Raw genomic sequence first — 14955 nt, forward strand, 5'->3', positions numbered from 1 at the left:
AAGGCCTGAACAACACGCCATGCGCGCCCAGTTCGTACTGTCGGAGATCGGCGTAGGTCTCCGTCGCAACCTGACGATGACCTTCGCCGTCATCGTCTCCGTCGCCCTGTCCCTGGCGCTCTTCGGCGGGTCGCTCCTGATGAGCGATCAGGTCAACACCATGAAGGGCTACTGGTACGACAAGGTCAACGTCTCGATCTTCCTCTGCAACAAGAGCGACGCCGAGTCGGACCCCCACTGCGCCAAGGGCGCGGTGACCGCGGACCAGAAGAAGCAGATCAAGGCCGATCTCGACAAGATGGGCGTCGTCGAGAAGGTGACGTACGAGTCGCAGGACGAGGCGTACAAGCACTACAAGGAGCAGTTCTCCGACTCTCCGCTGGCCGGCTCCCTCACGCCGGACCAGATGCAGGAGTCGTACCGCATCAAGCTGAAGGACCCGCAGAAGTACAAGGTCATCGCGACGGCCTTCGACGGGCGCGAGGGCGTGCAGTCGGTGCAGGACCAGAAGGGCACCCTGGACAACCTCTTCGGGCTCCTCAACGGCATGAACTGGGCGGCGCGGGCGGTCATGGCGCTGATGCTCGTGGTGGCCCTGATGCTGATCGTCAACACCGTGCGCGTCTCGGCGTTCAGCCGGCGGCGCGAGACCGGCATCATGCGGCTCGTCGGCGCCTCCGGGTTCTACATCCAGGCGCCGTTCATCGCCGAGGCCGCGGTCGCCGGTCTGATCGGCGGCGGGGTGGCCTGCGGATTCCTGGTGATCGCGCGGTACTTCATCATCGACCATGGCCTGGCGCTGTCCGAGAAGCTGAATTTGATCAACTTCATCGGCTGGGACGCCGTGCTGACGAAGCTTCCGCTCATCCTCGCCACCAGCCTGCTGATGCCCGCCCTGGCCGCGTTCTTCGCGCTGCGCAAGTACCTCAAGGTGTGACGCACACGCCCCGTAGTGTGACGCACACCCCGTCGGGCCGTACGGTCAACCGACCGTACGGCCCTTCGCGTTCCCCTAGACTCACCGCCATGTCAGGCCGTGACCTGTTCTGTCAGCCCCGCCGTGTCGGCCGCGGGGCCGCCCTGACATTGGTGTTCGCCGGCGTCCTCGTCGCCGGGGCGGCGACCGGTTCGCTGCCGCAGCAGTGGGGCGAGGGACACCCGCGTTCCCCGGGCGCCGCCGCCCCCGCCCCCGCCGGGCGCGCCGAGGCGGTGACACGGGCCGCCGAGGAGGCCGCCGCGGACGGCAAGTCCCCGATGGAGGCCGCCGAGCGCGCCGTCAGCCGCAGCGGCGACCGCTGGGCGGCGGTCTACTCCGAGGGCGAGTACGAGGAGTTCGAGGACTCCCTCGACGGCCGGTACACCGGTGTCGGCCTGGAGGCGCGGCGCGAGCGCGACGGCCGGATCGAGGTGACCAGCGTGCAGGCCGGGTCCCCCGCCGCCGACGCCGGGGTCCGTGCGGGCGACCGGCTGCGCAGCGTCGACGGACGGTCCGTGGACGGCCTCCCGGTCACCGACGTCGTCTCCTTACTGCGCGGTGACGCCAAGGACGCGCGCGCGGGCACCGCCGTCCGTCTCGGCCTGGAGCGCGGCACGCGCGCGTGGACCGAGACCGTGCGCCGGGTGCTGCTGTCCACCGACTCCGTCGCCGTCCACCGGCTCTCCGGCGGCATCACCGTCATCACCGTCGCCGCGTTCACCAAGGGCGTCGGCGACAGCGTCCGCGGCGCCGTCGAGCACGCCCCGCCCGGCGCCGGCATCGTGCTGGACCTGCGGGGCAACTCCGGCGGCCTGGTCACCGAGGCCGTCACGGCCGCCTCCGCCTTCCTGGACGGCGGTCTCGTCGCCACCTACGACGTCGACGGCGACCAGCGCGTGCTGCACGCCGAGGCCGGCGGCGACACCGTCCGCCCGCTGGTCGCGCTCGTCGACGGCGGCACCATGAGCGCGGCCGAGCTGCTGACCGGCGCGTTGCAGGACCGGGGCCGCGCGGTCGTGGTGGGCTCGCGGACCTTCGGCAAGGGCTCGGTCCAGATGCCGCGCAGGCTGCCCGACGGCTCGGTCGCCGAGCTGACCGTGGGGCACTACCGCACCCCGTCGGGCCGTGCCGTCGACGGCCGGGGCATCACCCCCGACCTGGAGGCGGACGACGGGGCGCTGAAGCGGGCGGAGACCGTGCTGAGCGGCCTGGGCGACGCGTCCTGAGCGTGCCGCGGGCGACCGCGTAATCGGCTTTCCCTCGGACCGCCTCCGGGTGCGAAAATGGCGGGACTATGAGCAAGGGAATGTACGTACCCAAGGAGTCCCAGCCGAAGCAGGGCGGGGCCGCCCCGTCCGGCAAGGCCAAGGACGGCAAACGCAAGATCGTCGCGCAGAACAAGAAGGCCCGGCACGACTACGCGATCATCGACGTCTACGAGGCGGGCCTCGTCCTCACCGGCACCGAGGTGAAGTCGCTGCGCCAGGGCCGCGCCTCGCTGACCGACGGCTTCGTGCAGATCGAGGGGGACGAGGCGTGGCTGCACGCCGCCCACATCCCCGAGTACAGCCAGGGCAGTTGGACCAACCACTCGGCGCGCCGCAAGCGCAAGCTGCTGCTGCACCGCGAGGAGATCGACAAGCTCGCCGTGAAGTCGGAGGAGACGGGACACACGATCGTGCCCCTCGCCATCTATTTCAAGGACGGCCGGGCGAAGGCCGAGATCGCGCTGGCCCGGGGCAAGAAGGAGTACGACAAGCGGCAGACCCTGCGGGAGAAGCAGGACCGCCGGGAGACGGACCGGGTGATCGCGGCGGCCAAGCGCAGGCAGCGGCACGCCTAGCCGACCGGTCCGGTCTCGGGGCCGCCGTGAATACGGTGGCATCGACGGCGGTCGGTCACGTACGATGGCATGTGTGCCCCGCGGTGGGCACGGGCCCTCCTCGGAGGGATTGAAAAAACAACATGGGGATGATCGGTTTCGACAGCGGCTGTCGAAGCAGGGGAAGCGTGTCGAGGAAGCGGCAATGATCTCGTAAACCATATGTCGCAAAAAATAATCGCCAATATCAAGAGCGATTCCCAGTCCTACGCCCTCGCTGCCTAATAAGCAGTGAGTGTAGGACCCTTAATGGGTGTCAGCCCGGAAGTGTTCCCGATCCGGATCCTGGCATAATCTAGGGGACTAAACCATCGAGCCCGGTCACGGGGTTCGATGGGAAATCAAACAGTGACTGGGCCCGTCGGCGACTTGTTCGCGTGATCGCCGGGGCCGAGAAAATCACAGCGAACTGCACACGGAGAAGCCCTGATTCTGCACCGTTGGACGCGGGTTCGATTCCCGCCATCTCCACTCATCCCATGTGACATGAAGACCTCGCCCCCCAGGGGCGGGGTCTTTTTGTGTTCGGCGGCACCGGCCGCCGGGGCGCCGGCGCAGCCCGCACACGACGGCTTCCGCGGCGGCGCGAGACAGCGCGCGGCGAAGACCGCACCCGGACGTCGAGGGAGCGCCCGGACGTCGAGGGAGCGTCCGGACGTCAAGGGAGCGCCCGCAAGCCGTCTCCTCCTGAGGGGTACCGGCTCCCGGCGGCGCTGACGCCGGCCTGGCGGCGGGGCGTACGCGTCGGGACACTCACCTGATTCCTGCGTAAAGGTGCATTTCGCCCTCTGTGTCAGGTGTCTTTCCGGCCATGCCTGGGCCGCCGCCTCCGGGCCTCCCCGATCCGGCCCTTTTGTCCCCCGTGTCACCCGTGCGGCGAAAGGGGCTGGTCCCTCGGCTCGCCCTGCCCTCGTCCGTCGCGCGGGCAGGCGTGAGGGTGTCGAAACGGAGGGTGGGCGGCCCATTCGGGGGCGGTTTTCAGCCATAGACATGAACATGACTTCTGACCATAAATGACACATCGCGAACACGGGGTCCATGGCTGCGCTAGATTCGTCGACCTGAGCGCAATGGGGTAAATGGGGCGCGAGAGCCGGGTGGGGGCCTGGTTTCATCGGCTGGGCTCAGGGTCGTGGCGCACCCAGAACTGTTCCGTGGGGGGAAGTGCGCAAGTGAAGAATTGGCCAGAAGACGCCCAACCGACGTGGCCCGAGGCGGCACCGTCGACCCGGGACGTGCCGGTCGTGGGGGCAGCATCCCAGAGCCTTTCCGGGCTCGGGGGGCAACCTCTGATGTCCGCACCCGGAGAGGGCGGAAGGTACCGGTCCTTGTTGGACGTACCGCCCGAAAGCGCCCCGCTCGCGATCGCGAGAGTTTCGAACGGCCTTTCCGAAAACGAACGGTCGAGCGAACTGCGGGATCCCTGGGGCGAGCCGCCCGCCGGCACCGACGCCGGTGACGGCGCCGCGGACGAGGTCACGGTCCAGCTCGATCCGCTCCAGCAGGGACGGGCCGACGGCTCGGACGCCGCGTCCGACGTCCCGGTGTTCGTCGACGAATCGGGCCGGCGCAGCCGCACGTTCCGCCGCATCGGCATCCTCGTGGGCACCGCGTGCGGGGCCTACGCCGTGGTCATCGTGGCCGCGCTGCTGTCGGGCAACGCCGGTGCGCCCTGGCTGCCGTTGCCCGTGCCGGGCCAGGGTGACGACAAGCCCGCGGCCGGCAAGGTCGACAGCACGCCCGCACCGGACGGCTCAGGCACCGCGCGGCCCGGAGTGCCCGGTCCCGGTGTGCCGGGCGGCACCGGGGCCACCGCCTCCGCGACGGGGGCGGCGCCGGGCAAGCCGGGCGCGAGCGCGGGGCCGGCGGCCTCGGTCAGCGCGGCTCCCACGGCCGGGGCGTCCGCGGCGGCCCGTCCGGCGGCGAGCGGGCCCGCACGTCCGAGCGCCGGGCCGACGGCATCGGCCTCCGCGGCGCCCGGCCCCAGCAGCCCGGTGATCGCGCCGACGCCCTCCGCACCGCCGCCCGCGTCCTCACCGGCCGCCTCGCCGCCGGCCGAGTCCTCGCCGTCCCCGGCCGGCGGGGCCTCCACCACCGTCGCCGGCGGTCCGCAGGAACCGGCCCCGGCGGCGTCGAGCCCGGCAGCCTAGAGGGGCCCGCCGGGACACCGGTTCGGTGTCCGGGGCGTCGTCGCACCGAGCCGACACAGGCTCGCGGCCCGTCCCGGCCAGTGGCTCCGACCGTGGGACGACGGGCCGGCCCCGGACACCGAACCGGCGTCCTGTGCGCGCCCGCGTCCGCGTGCGAACCGGCGGCCCGGACCCCGGCGGCCGCCGGTCACCCGTCCCACCGGGCGGTTTCGGCACCCCGCCCGGCGGGCCGAACCATGGCCGCCTCCCGCTCGCCCCTCACCTCCGGCCCCTCGCGGCCGGAACCCGGCCGTGCGACCGCGACCCGGTCCGCGCCGCCCGGCCCTCCCGCATCGGACTCCCGGCTCCGAGGTCCCGCCTTCGACTCGCGGATCCGACGGCCGACTCCGGCCCCGGAGTCCGGCGGCGTCCCGCTCGCAGGGCGGCCGCCTGGACCCCCGCCTGGACCTCCGGCGGCGACCCGGCCCACGCCGGGAACTGCCGAAGGCCCCGGGGCACGGGCGGCCGAGAGACCCGGATCCGGGGGAGGGGGCGGGGCTTGAGTCCGGGACCGGGGCCCGGATCTCCGGGGGGCGGGGTCTGAGTTCCGGGTCCGGCCCAAGTCCCGGGCCGGGGTCCAACTCACTGCTCGGGAGCCCGAGTTCGCAACCGGCGGCCCGACCGCCGTCCTCCCGCCCCAGCCCGCCCCCGCACCCGCCCCCCGTTCCCCCGATCTTCCGTCCGTCCGCCTCACCACCCTTCCGTCCGCCCGCCCGTCCTCTCGTCCCCGGAGAACCACCTCTCATGGCACCACGTACCAGCCGTCGTTCGGCCCGGCGTTCCCCCGTCGGACAGCCCGCGCACGCGACCGGCGGGCCGGCCGCGCCCGCCTCCTCCCCGCCGGGGAGCCTGTCGGGGGGCGAGCCGCCCGGCGGACGGCGGGCCGCCCGGCGGTCCGGGACGCGGCAGGCCCGCGGGCGGGGCCCCGGGCACGCGGCCGGCGGCGGCCCCAAGGGTTCCGAGCCGTCCGCCCCGCGCCGGCGGCTGGTGCCGCTGCGTCTGCGCCATCTGCTGCCGCTGCTCGTGCTGTTCGCGATGATGGCGATGCTGATGCTGCGCGGCTACGTGCACAGCGAGATCCTCGCCGACTACCGCATCCGCCCCGAGGCCGCCTCCGACAAGGTGCCGGAGAAGATCCTCGACGGCGGCCCGGTGGTCGACACCCGCGGCGGCCGGCAGACCGGCCTGGAGGTGCCGGACCACCGGATCGTGCTCACCTTCGACGACGGCCCCGACCCGAGGTGGACCCCCGAGGTCCTCGACGTCCTGAAGAAGCACCACGTCCACGCCGTCTTCTTCATCACCGGCACCATGGCCTCCCGCTATCCCGACCTGGTCCGGCGGATGGTGGACGAGGGCCACGAGATCGGGCTGCACACCTTCAACCACCCCGACCTCTCCTACCAGTCGAAGAAGCGCATCGACTGGGAACTCACCCAGAACCAGCTGGCCCTGGCCGGCGCGGCGGGAATCCGCACGTCCCTCTTCCGGCCGCCCTACTCCTCCACCGCGGACGCCCTCGACGACGCGTCCTGGCCGGTGACCGAGTATGTGGGAAGCCGCGGTTACCTCACCGTCTTCACCACGGCCGACAGCGAGGACTGGCAGCGGCCGGGCGTACGGCAGATCATCCGCAACGCCACCCCGAAGGACGGCGAGGGCGCCATCGTCCTCATGCACGACTCCGGCGGCGACCGCCACCAGACGGTCCAGGCCCTCGACGTCTACCTGCCCGAACTCCAGGCCGACGGGTACCGGTTCGAGAACCTCACCGAGGCCCTGCACGCGCCCAGCGCGCACACCCCCGTCACCGGGCTCGACCTGTGGAAGGGCAAGGCCTGGGTCTTCCTGGTCGCCGCCTCCGACGACATCACCGGCGTCCTGGTCGTCGGCCTCGCCGTCATCGGCGTCCTCGTCTTCGCCCGCTTCGGCCTCATGCTGCTGCTGTCCGCGATCCACACCCGCCGGACCCGGCGCAAGGGGTTCGTCTGGGGGCCCGACGCGCCCGTCACCGAACCGGCGTCCGTGCTCGTCCCGGCCTACAACGAGGCCAAGTGCATCGAGAACACGGTGCGTTCGCTGATGAGGAGCGAGCACCCGATCGAGATCCTCGTCATCGACGACGGCTCCAGCGACGGCACCGCCCGCATCGTCGAGGACCTCGGCCTGCCCGGCGTCCGCGTGGTCCGGCAGCTCAACGCCGGCAAGCCCGCCGCCCTCAACCGGGGCATCGCCAACGCCCGGCACGACCTCATCGTCATGATGGACGGCGACACCGTGTTCGAGCCGTCCACGGTCCGCGAGCTCGTGCAGCCGTTCGCCGACCCCAAGGTCGGCGCGGTCGCCGGCAACGCCAAGGTCGGCAACAAGGACACCCTCATCGGCGCCTGGCAGCACATCGAGTACGTGATGGGCTTCAACCTCGACCGCCGCATGTACGACGTCCTGCGCTGCATGCCCACCATCCCTGGCGCCGTCGGGGCGTTCCGGCGCAGCGCGCTCGACCGCGTCGGCGGCATGAGCGACGACACCCTCGCCGAGGACACCGACATCACCATGGCCATCCACCGGGACGGCTGGCACGTCGTGTACGCGGAGAAGGCGCGCGCCTGGACCGAGGCCCCCGAGTCCGTCCAGCAGCTGTGGTCGCAGCGCTACCGCTGGTGCTACGGCACCATGCAGGCCATCTGGAAGCACCGCCGGGCCGTCGTCGAGGGGGGAGCGTCGGGCCGCTTCGGCCGCGTCGGCCTCCCTCTCGTCTCCCTGTTCATGGTGGTCGCCCCGCTGCTCGCCCCGCTCATCGACCTCTTCCTCGTCTACGGGCTGCTCTTCGGCCCGACGGGCAGGACCGTCGCCGCCTGGTTCGGCGTCCTCGCCGTCCAGGCCGGGTGCGCGGCCTACGCCTTCGTGCTCGACAAGGAGCGGCTCACCCCGCTGATCTCCCTCCCGCTCCAGCAGATGCTGTACCGCCAGCTGATGTACATCGTGCTGCTCCAGTCCTGGATCACCGCCCTCACCGGCGGCCGGCTGCGCTGGCAGAAGCTGCGGCGCAAGGGACAGGTGGCCGCCCCGCCCGGCGCGCCGGCCATGAGCACGGACGGAGGTGCCGCGCTGTGAGCAGCCGTCCGCCCCACTCCGCCGAGACCACGGCCGAACTGCCCGCACTGCCCGAGCCGTCGGGATCCCCGGCGCGCGACACCGTGCCCGCGCCGCGCCGGGACGGGGCGGGGGAGACCGGCGGGAAGAGGACGGGCGGCGGCGGTCGCGACCGCTACTTCGACCTCCTGCGCGCCGTCGCCCTCTTCCGCGTCGTCCTCTACCACCTGATGGGCTGGGCCTGGCTGCCCGTCGTCTTCCCTTCCATGGGCGTGATGTTCGCCCTCGCCGGCGATCTCATGGCCCGCTCGCTGAGCAGACGGCCCGCACTGGAGGTCGCGCGCGGACGGCTGCGCCGGCTGCTGCCGCCGCTGTGGCTGCTGGGCGCGGTCGGCGTGACGGGCATGCTGGTGAGCGGCTGGGGCCCGGACGCCGAGGGTCGTCCTGGCTGGTGGTGGTTGCACCTCGCCTACTGGATCCTGCCGGTGAGCGACCCCCCGTACGCCGCGGGTCTGCCCGGCGTCCAAGGGCTGATCGGCGACGACTGGGGCTCCGACCTGGGCGTTCCGCTCTGGTACCTCCGCGCCTACCTCTGGTTCGTCCTGCTCTCCCCGCTGCTGCTGCGCGCCCTGCGCCGGCTGCCCTGGCCGACGGTCCTCGCGCCGGTGGCGCTGTGCGCGGCGCTGGAGTTCGGCGCGCTGACGGTGCCCGGCTGGCGTCTGGGGTCCGCTCTCAGCGACTTCGGCACGTTCGGCGCGTGCTGGCTGCTGGGCATGGCGCGGCACGAGGGCGTGCTGCGCAGGCTGCCCCGCTACGTCGTCCCGTCCCTGGCCCCTGCGGTCGCCGCCGCCGGCCTCTGGTACGCGCTGAGCCACGACCTGCGCGAGGGGCACGACCTGGACGACATGCCGTTCGGCCAGTCGCTGTGGTCGTTCGCGGCCGTCCTGCTCCTTCTGCACATCAGCCCGTCCTGGAGCGAGTGGCCGCCGCGGCTGCGCCGCTGGGACCGGCTGATCACCCTGCTCAACTCCCGTGCCGTCACGATCTATCTGTGGCACAACGTGTGCATCACGGTCGTGGAGGGCCTGTGGGACCGCCTCTGGGACGTCGCGTGGCTGGAGACGGACGCACCCTGGATCCTGCGGAGCCCGTGGCCGCAACTGCCGGCGGTCTGGCTGCTGACCGCGGTCTGCGTCGTCTGTTTCGGCTGGGTCGAGGACCTGGCGGCCCGCCGCAGGCCCCGCCTGTGGCCGGACGGCCGGGCGGGCACGCACCGCGCCTGACCAGGGGCGCCGAACCGAGCGGGGGCGTGGCCGAACGGGTGGCGCCCCCGCCGGCCGTGCCGGAGCCAGGGGCCAGGCCGAACCGGGTCGGCCGGCTCCCGCGGGTGTCGCGGACGTGTGGGAGACTGCCCGGCGTCGCGCAAGTGCACAGTGGTCCGGCGGTCCGACGGTCCGGCCGGTGGGGGAGTTGAGTGCCGGTGAGCAAGCGGCAGGTGCGGAGCATGCTGCGGGCGGTGGCGGGGGGCGGGCCCGTCGAGCTGACCAGCGCGATGGCCTCGGTGAGAAAACTGGCCCGGCTCGCGTGCGTGGCCCAGGAGTTCGGCTACGAGTACGTGGACGTGCGGCACGGAGGGTCGGGCAACAGCGCGCTGAAGATGCTGATCGTCCCCGATCCCGGCCCGCAGGCCCGGGCGCGGGCCGCCCAGAACTGGGCGCGGTACCCGAACGCCCATGACGGCGTCTCCGTGCCGCCGCCGGCCCCGGACGCCTTCGCCCTCCTCAAGACGCGCATCACCTTCGACCTGACCGGCCGGAGCGCGGAGCGGCGGATGGGGTACGGCGTGCTGGGCGGCACCGCGGGCTGCGCGATCCTGGGGATGCGGCTCGGCGGCACGGGCGACGACTTCGTCGTCTCCTTCGTCGTCTGGGTCGTCCTGTTGGCCGTCTGCGGCATCGGCTTCGTCGTCAACCGCCGCCGCCACGCCAAGGCGGCCGCCCGGCTGCGGGCCGCGGGGTTCGTCGCGGTGACCGACGCGGACGGGCAGGCGCGGTACCTGACTCCGGCCATGGCCGCGAGCCAGGGCCAGAACCCCTACGGCACCGGCCTGCCGTCCCAGACCCCCGCCCCCCACGTCCCCGGCGGCCCGCCCGGCCCGTACGCCCAGCCCGCGTCGTACCCGCAGCCCGGCCCCTACGCCCAGCCGCCCCAGCCGGGCCCCTACGCCCAGCCCCGGCCCGGCCCGTACGGGCAGCAGCCGTACCCCCAGCAGTACGCGCAGCCCCCCGCCCAGCAGCCGTACCCGCAGGTCCGGCCCCAGGGCCGGACGCACCCGCAGCAGCCCCCGGCCGCCCCGTACCCGCATCAGCCTCCCCACCCCTACGGGCAGCCGCCGCAGGGCTGAGCGCGGGCCGCGACCTCTCACCGGGCCCGTCCGCACGGTGAGAGCAACGTTCCTTTCCGGTCACCCACAGCCACAGCGCGGAAACGCGCTTTCCCTACCTTCGGGACTCATCACCGCTCATCCCCCCGGACCACCAGAGCCCGGAGCACGTGGAGGCGTCATGACAGCCCCGAGTACAGCCCCGAGTACAGCCCCCGAACCCCCGTCCCCCGCGAGGAAGGGGGGCCGCTGGATCGAGGAGTGGGACCCGGAGAACGAGGCGTTCTGGAACGACAAGGGCGAGAAGGTCGCCCGCCGCAACCTCCTCTTCTCGGTCCTCTCCGAGCACATCGGGTTCTCGATCTGGACCATGTGGTCGGTGCTGGTGCTCTTCATGGGCCCGGAGTACGGCCTCACCCCGGCCGACAAGTTCCTGCTGACGTCCATGGTGACCCTGGTCGGCGCGGTCGTGCGGGTGCCGTACACCTTCGCCGTCGCGCTCTTCGGCGGACGCAACTGGACGATCATCTCCGCCGGGCTGCTGCTGATCCCCAGCGTCGCCGCGTTCGCGGTGATGGAGCCGGGAACCTCCTTCACCACGTTCCTGCTGGTCGGCCTGATCGCGGGCATCGGCGGCGGCAACTTCGCCTCCTCCATGACCAACATCAACGCCTTCTTCCCCCTCCGCAAGAAGGGGTGGGCGCTGGGGCTCAACGCGGGCGGCGGCAACATCGGCGTGCCGGTCATCCAGCTGATCGCCCTCGCCGTCATCGGCGCGAGCGGCGGGCCGCGGGTGCTGCTCGGCATCTACATCCCGCTGATCGTCGTCGCCGCCACGCTCGCCGCGCTGTACATGGACAACCTGGCGACCCTGAAGAACGACACCGGCGCGGCGATCGAGGCCGCGAAGGACGCGCACACCTGGATCATGTCCTTCCTCTACGTGGGCACGTTCGGCTCGTTCATCGGCTACAGCTTCGCCTTCGGGCAGGTCCTGACCAACCAGTTCGGACGGACGCCCCTCCAGGCCGCCTACCTCACCTTCATCGGCCCGCTGCTGGGCTCGCTGATCCGCCCGGTGGGCGGCAGGCTGGCCGACCGGTACGGCGGCGCGCGCATCACCCTCTACAACTACGTCGGCATGGGCGCGGCCACCGCCGTCCTCGTCTTCGCCAGCATGCGGAAGTCGCTGCCCCTCTTCGTGGCCGTCTTCGTGGTGCTGTTCGTGCTCAGCGGACTCGGCAACGGCTCGACGTACAAGATGATCCCGGGCATCTTCCAGGCGAAGGCAGTCGCCCGGGGCCTGGAGGGCGAGGAGGCCGCCGCGTACGGGCGCCGGCTGTCCGGCGCCTCCATGGGGCTGATCGGCGCGGTGGGCGCGCTCGGCGGCGTCGCCATCAACCTGGCGTTCCGCCAGTCGTTCCTCTCCTACGGCTCCGGCACCGGCGCGTTCGTCGCCTTCCTCGCCTTCTACGCGGCCTGCTTCGCCGTCACCTGGGCCGTATACCTTCGCCGCCCGGCGGGCAGGGTGACCGCGTCCAGCTCGGCGTCCGAGGCGAAGCCCCAGCTCAGCTATGCCGAGGTGTGACGTAACACTGGCGACATGAAGCCGAACCGAGCCTGTCACGCGTCGTTGACAGGCTCGTCGGCACGCAGGCGGGAACGCGAACCTAGCGGGACGAGAACTATGGACGAGGAACAGCAGCAACCGGCCACCGCCCCCCGGGGCGCCGGCGAACACGGGCCGCTCGCGGGCTTCACCGTGGGCGTGACGGCCGCGCGCCGGGCCGAGGAGCTCGGTGCGCTGCTCCAGCGACGCGGGGCGGCCGTCATGCACGCGCCCGCCCTGCGGATCGTGCCGCTCGCCGACGACGGCGAGCTGCTCGCCGCCACCAAGGACCTCATCGACCAGGCGCCCGACGTCGTGGTCGCCACCACGGCCATCGGCTTCCGCGGCTGGGTCGAGGCCGCCGACGGCTGGGGGCTCGGCGAACAGCTGCTCGCCCGGCTCGGCGGCGTCGAGCTGCTGGCCCGCGGGCCCAAGGTCAAGGGCGCGGTGCGGGCCGCGGGGCTGACGGAGCAGTGGTCGCCGTCCAGCGAGTCCATGGCGGAGGTCCTCGACCGGCTGCTGGAGGAGGGCGTCGAGGGCCGCCGGGTCGCCGTCCAGCTGCACGGCGAGCCGCTGCCCGGGTTCGTGGAGTCGCTGCGGGCCGCGGGCGCGGAGGTCGTGGGGGTGCCCGTCTACCGGTGGATGCCGCCGGAGGACATCGCGCCGCTCGACCGGCTCCTGGACGCGGCCGTCTCGCGCGGGCTGGACGCGATCACCTTCACCAGCGCCCCCGCGGCCGCCTCCCTGTTCTCGCGCGCGCAGGAGCGCGGGCTGCTGCCCGAACTGCTCCGCGCCCTGCAGCACGACGTGCTGCCGGCCTGTGTCGGGCCGGTGACCGCACTGCCGTTGCAGGCGCGGGGCGTGGACACCGTCCAGCCGGAGCGGTTCCGGCTCGGGCCGCTCGTGCAGCTGCTGTGCCAGGAGCTGCCGGGGCGGGCCCGGGTGCTGCCGGTCGCCGGGCGCCGGGTGGAGATCCGGGGGCAGGCGGTGCTGGTGGACGGGTGTCTGCGGCCGGTGCCGCCGGCCGGGATGTCGTTGCTGCGGGCGCTGGCCCGGCGGCCGGGCTGGGTGGTGCCGCGGTCGGAGCTGCTGCGGGCGCTGCCGGGTTCGGGCAGCGACGAGCACGCCGTGGAGACGGCGATGGCCCGCCTGCGCACGGCCCTGGGCGCGCCGAAGCTGATCCAGACGGTGGTCAAGCGGGGCTACCGCCTGGCCCTGGACCCGGCCGCGGACGCGAAGTACGCGGACGCCTGACGGGTCGGCGGGATCGAGGGGTTCCGGTCGGGGCCGGGGCCGGGCACTGTGGAGGGGGACGGATTACTCAGGGTGCTCCTCGGCTGGCGGTGACGCGCGCATGGACGAGCTGCGGTTCGACGCCGGACGGATCTGCCTCGACCTGCTCGCGACCGCGCACCCCTGCGAACGCCTGGACTCCGTCGGGGCGTTGTGCGCGTGGATCCACGGCTGCGGGCTCGTCCCGCCGGACACCCCGCTCACCCGCGCCGACGCCGCCTGGCCGCCCGCCTTCCGGGAACTGCGCCGCTCGGTCGGCCAGTTGGTGCACGGCCGGCTCGCCCAGAACGGCTCCTCGCCCCTCGGCGGCGTCCCGGCCCATCACGACGGCGCCCTGGCCCGGGTGAACGAGGCGGCCCGCGCCGCGCCCCCCACCCCGCGCGCGGTGCGCGGCGAAGACGGCTCGCTCGTGCGGGCGTTGGACGGAGCGCCCGGATGCGCCGCGCTGCTGGCCGCGGTGGCCCGGGACGCGGTGGAGCTGCTCACCGATCCGATGGCCCGCTCGGGACTCAGACAGTGCGCGGGGGACAACTGTCCCCTCGTCTACGTCGACATGTCCCGGGGGCGGCGCCGGCGCTGGTGCTCCAGCGAGGTCTGCGGGAACCGGGAGCGGGTCGCGAGGCACCGCAGACGGGCGGCGCTCGCCCGCAGTTGACGGAGCGCCGGCGCACAACCCCCTGCCGGGTATGCGGCTTTCGTGCGGCGCAAGAGCGGAATCCGGGACGTGATTTCGATTACACACCGTTTACCCGGGCCGGTCGACGGGCAGTCCGCCCGATCTTGTCGCTGTGGCGGAAATGTAAAGAAAAGACGGTGGGAATGTGCCCCCATGTCCCCCTCGTCATGACACCCGGAAGAAAAGTGTCCCCTTGTTTTGAACACTCCACACCCCGTCTGCGTACCCGTCGTCGAGCGACCGACTGGGGGAACCCCCGGACACCGGAGGTGGGCGTGCGCAAGGATGCGGCCGTGGCCAATGAACGTGGATCGAGGGCCCGACATCGCATGTCCCAGCCCTCGGAACCTGACGAGGAGCTGATGCGTGCTCTGTATCGGGAGCATGCCGGACCCCTGCTTGCGTATGTCCTGCGCCTGGTTGCCGGAGACCGCCAGCGCGCCGAGGACGTCGTGCAGGAGACGCTGATCCGTGCCTGGAAGAACGCCGGCCAGCTCAATCGAGCGACCGGTTCTGTACGCCCCTGGCTGGTGACGGTCGCACGCCGCATCGTCATCGACGGCCACCGAAGCCGGCAGGCCCGGCCGCAGGAGGTCGACCCGTCGCCGCTGGAGGTCATTCCTGCGGAGGACGAGATCGACAAGGCGCTGTGGCTGATGACGCTGTCCGACGCGCTCGACGACCTGACCCCGGCCCACCGGGAGGTGCTCGTCGAGACGTACTTCAAGGGGCGTACCGTCAACGAGGCGGCCGAGACGCTGGGCATACCCAGTGGCACCGTGCGCTCCCGGGTGTTCTACGCCCTGCGGTCGATGAAGCTGGCTCTGGAGGAGCGGGGGGTGACGGCGTGA

The 14955-nt window shown here is 72.5% G+C and carries 11 protein-coding genes and 1 other RNA gene; all 12 read left to right on the forward strand.

Annotated features, from left to right (window positions below):
- Positions 1 to 19: 19 nt before the first annotated feature.
- The 12 genes from ftsX to ACGFSH_RS00290 all read left to right on the forward strand — a co-directional run bounded on the left by ftsX (position 20) and on the right by ACGFSH_RS00290 (position 14955).
- Positions 20 to 937: a permease-like cell division protein FtsX gene (gene ftsX, locus ACGFSH_RS00235; RefSeq protein WP_393343416.1), complete on the forward strand. Its 918-nt coding sequence runs from the start codon at positions 20 to 22 to the stop codon at positions 935 to 937.
- A gap of 89 nt (positions 938 to 1026) precedes the next feature.
- Entirely contained in the window at positions 1027 to 2202 is a 1176-nt protein-coding gene (locus tag ACGFSH_RS00240; protein WP_393343418.1) for a S41 family peptidase, read from the forward strand.
- 68 nt (positions 2203 to 2270) lie between these two features.
- Positions 2271 to 2819 (forward strand): SsrA-binding protein SmpB, encoded by a 549-nt coding sequence (gene smpB, locus ACGFSH_RS00245; protein ID WP_393343420.1) that lies wholly within the window; start codon positions 2271 to 2273, stop codon positions 2817 to 2819.
- Positions 2820 to 2943: 124 nt separating this feature from the next.
- Positions 2944 to 3332: a transfer-messenger RNA gene (gene ssrA / locus ACGFSH_RS00250) on the forward strand.
- 854 nt (positions 3333 to 4186) lie between these two features.
- The gene (locus tag ACGFSH_RS00255; RefSeq protein WP_393343422.1) at positions 4187 to 5008 is read left to right on the forward strand and encodes a hypothetical protein; all 822 of its coding nucleotides are present in this window, start codon (positions 4187 to 4189) and stop codon (positions 5006 to 5008) included.
- A gap of 1074 nt (positions 5009 to 6082) precedes the next feature.
- Entirely contained in the window at positions 6083 to 8164 is a 2082-nt protein-coding gene (locus ACGFSH_RS00260) for a bifunctional polysaccharide deacetylase/glycosyltransferase family 2 protein (RefSeq protein ID WP_393345430.1), read from the forward strand.
- Positions 8161 to 9426, forward strand: a complete 1266-nt coding sequence (locus tag ACGFSH_RS00265) for an acyltransferase family protein (RefSeq protein ID WP_393343424.1) — start codon at positions 8161 to 8163, stop codon at positions 9424 to 9426. The genes ACGFSH_RS00260 and ACGFSH_RS00265 overlap by 4 nt, the downstream gene beginning before the upstream one ends.
- A 197-nt stretch (positions 9427 to 9623) precedes the next feature.
- Positions 9624 to 10547 (forward strand): hypothetical protein, encoded by a 924-nt coding sequence (locus tag ACGFSH_RS00270; RefSeq protein ID WP_393343426.1) that lies wholly within the window; start codon positions 9624 to 9626, stop codon positions 10545 to 10547.
- 160 nt (positions 10548 to 10707) lie between these two features.
- Positions 10708 to 12114, forward strand: a complete 1407-nt coding sequence (locus tag ACGFSH_RS00275; RefSeq protein ID WP_393343428.1) for a nitrate/nitrite transporter — start codon at positions 10708 to 10710, stop codon at positions 12112 to 12114.
- Positions 12115 to 12213: 99 nt separating this feature from the next.
- Positions 12214 to 13389 (forward strand): uroporphyrinogen-III synthase, encoded by a 1176-nt coding sequence (locus ACGFSH_RS00280; protein ID WP_329410476.1) that lies wholly within the window; start codon positions 12214 to 12216, stop codon positions 13387 to 13389.
- Positions 13390 to 13489: 100 nt separating this feature from the next.
- A complete protein-coding gene (locus ACGFSH_RS00285) occupies positions 13490 to 14083 on the forward strand; it encodes a CGNR zinc finger domain-containing protein (RefSeq protein WP_393343430.1) in 594 nt (197 codons plus the stop codon).
- 350 nt (positions 14084 to 14433) lie between these two features.
- On the forward strand, positions 14434 to 14955 hold the full coding sequence (locus ACGFSH_RS00290) for a sigma-70 family RNA polymerase sigma factor (RefSeq protein WP_010039908.1): 522 nt from the start codon (positions 14434 to 14436) through the stop codon (positions 14953 to 14955).

The organism is Streptomyces sp. NPDC048481, from assembly GCF_043200075.1.
Lineage (GTDB): Bacteria > Actinomycetota > Actinomycetes > Streptomycetales > Streptomycetaceae > Streptomyces.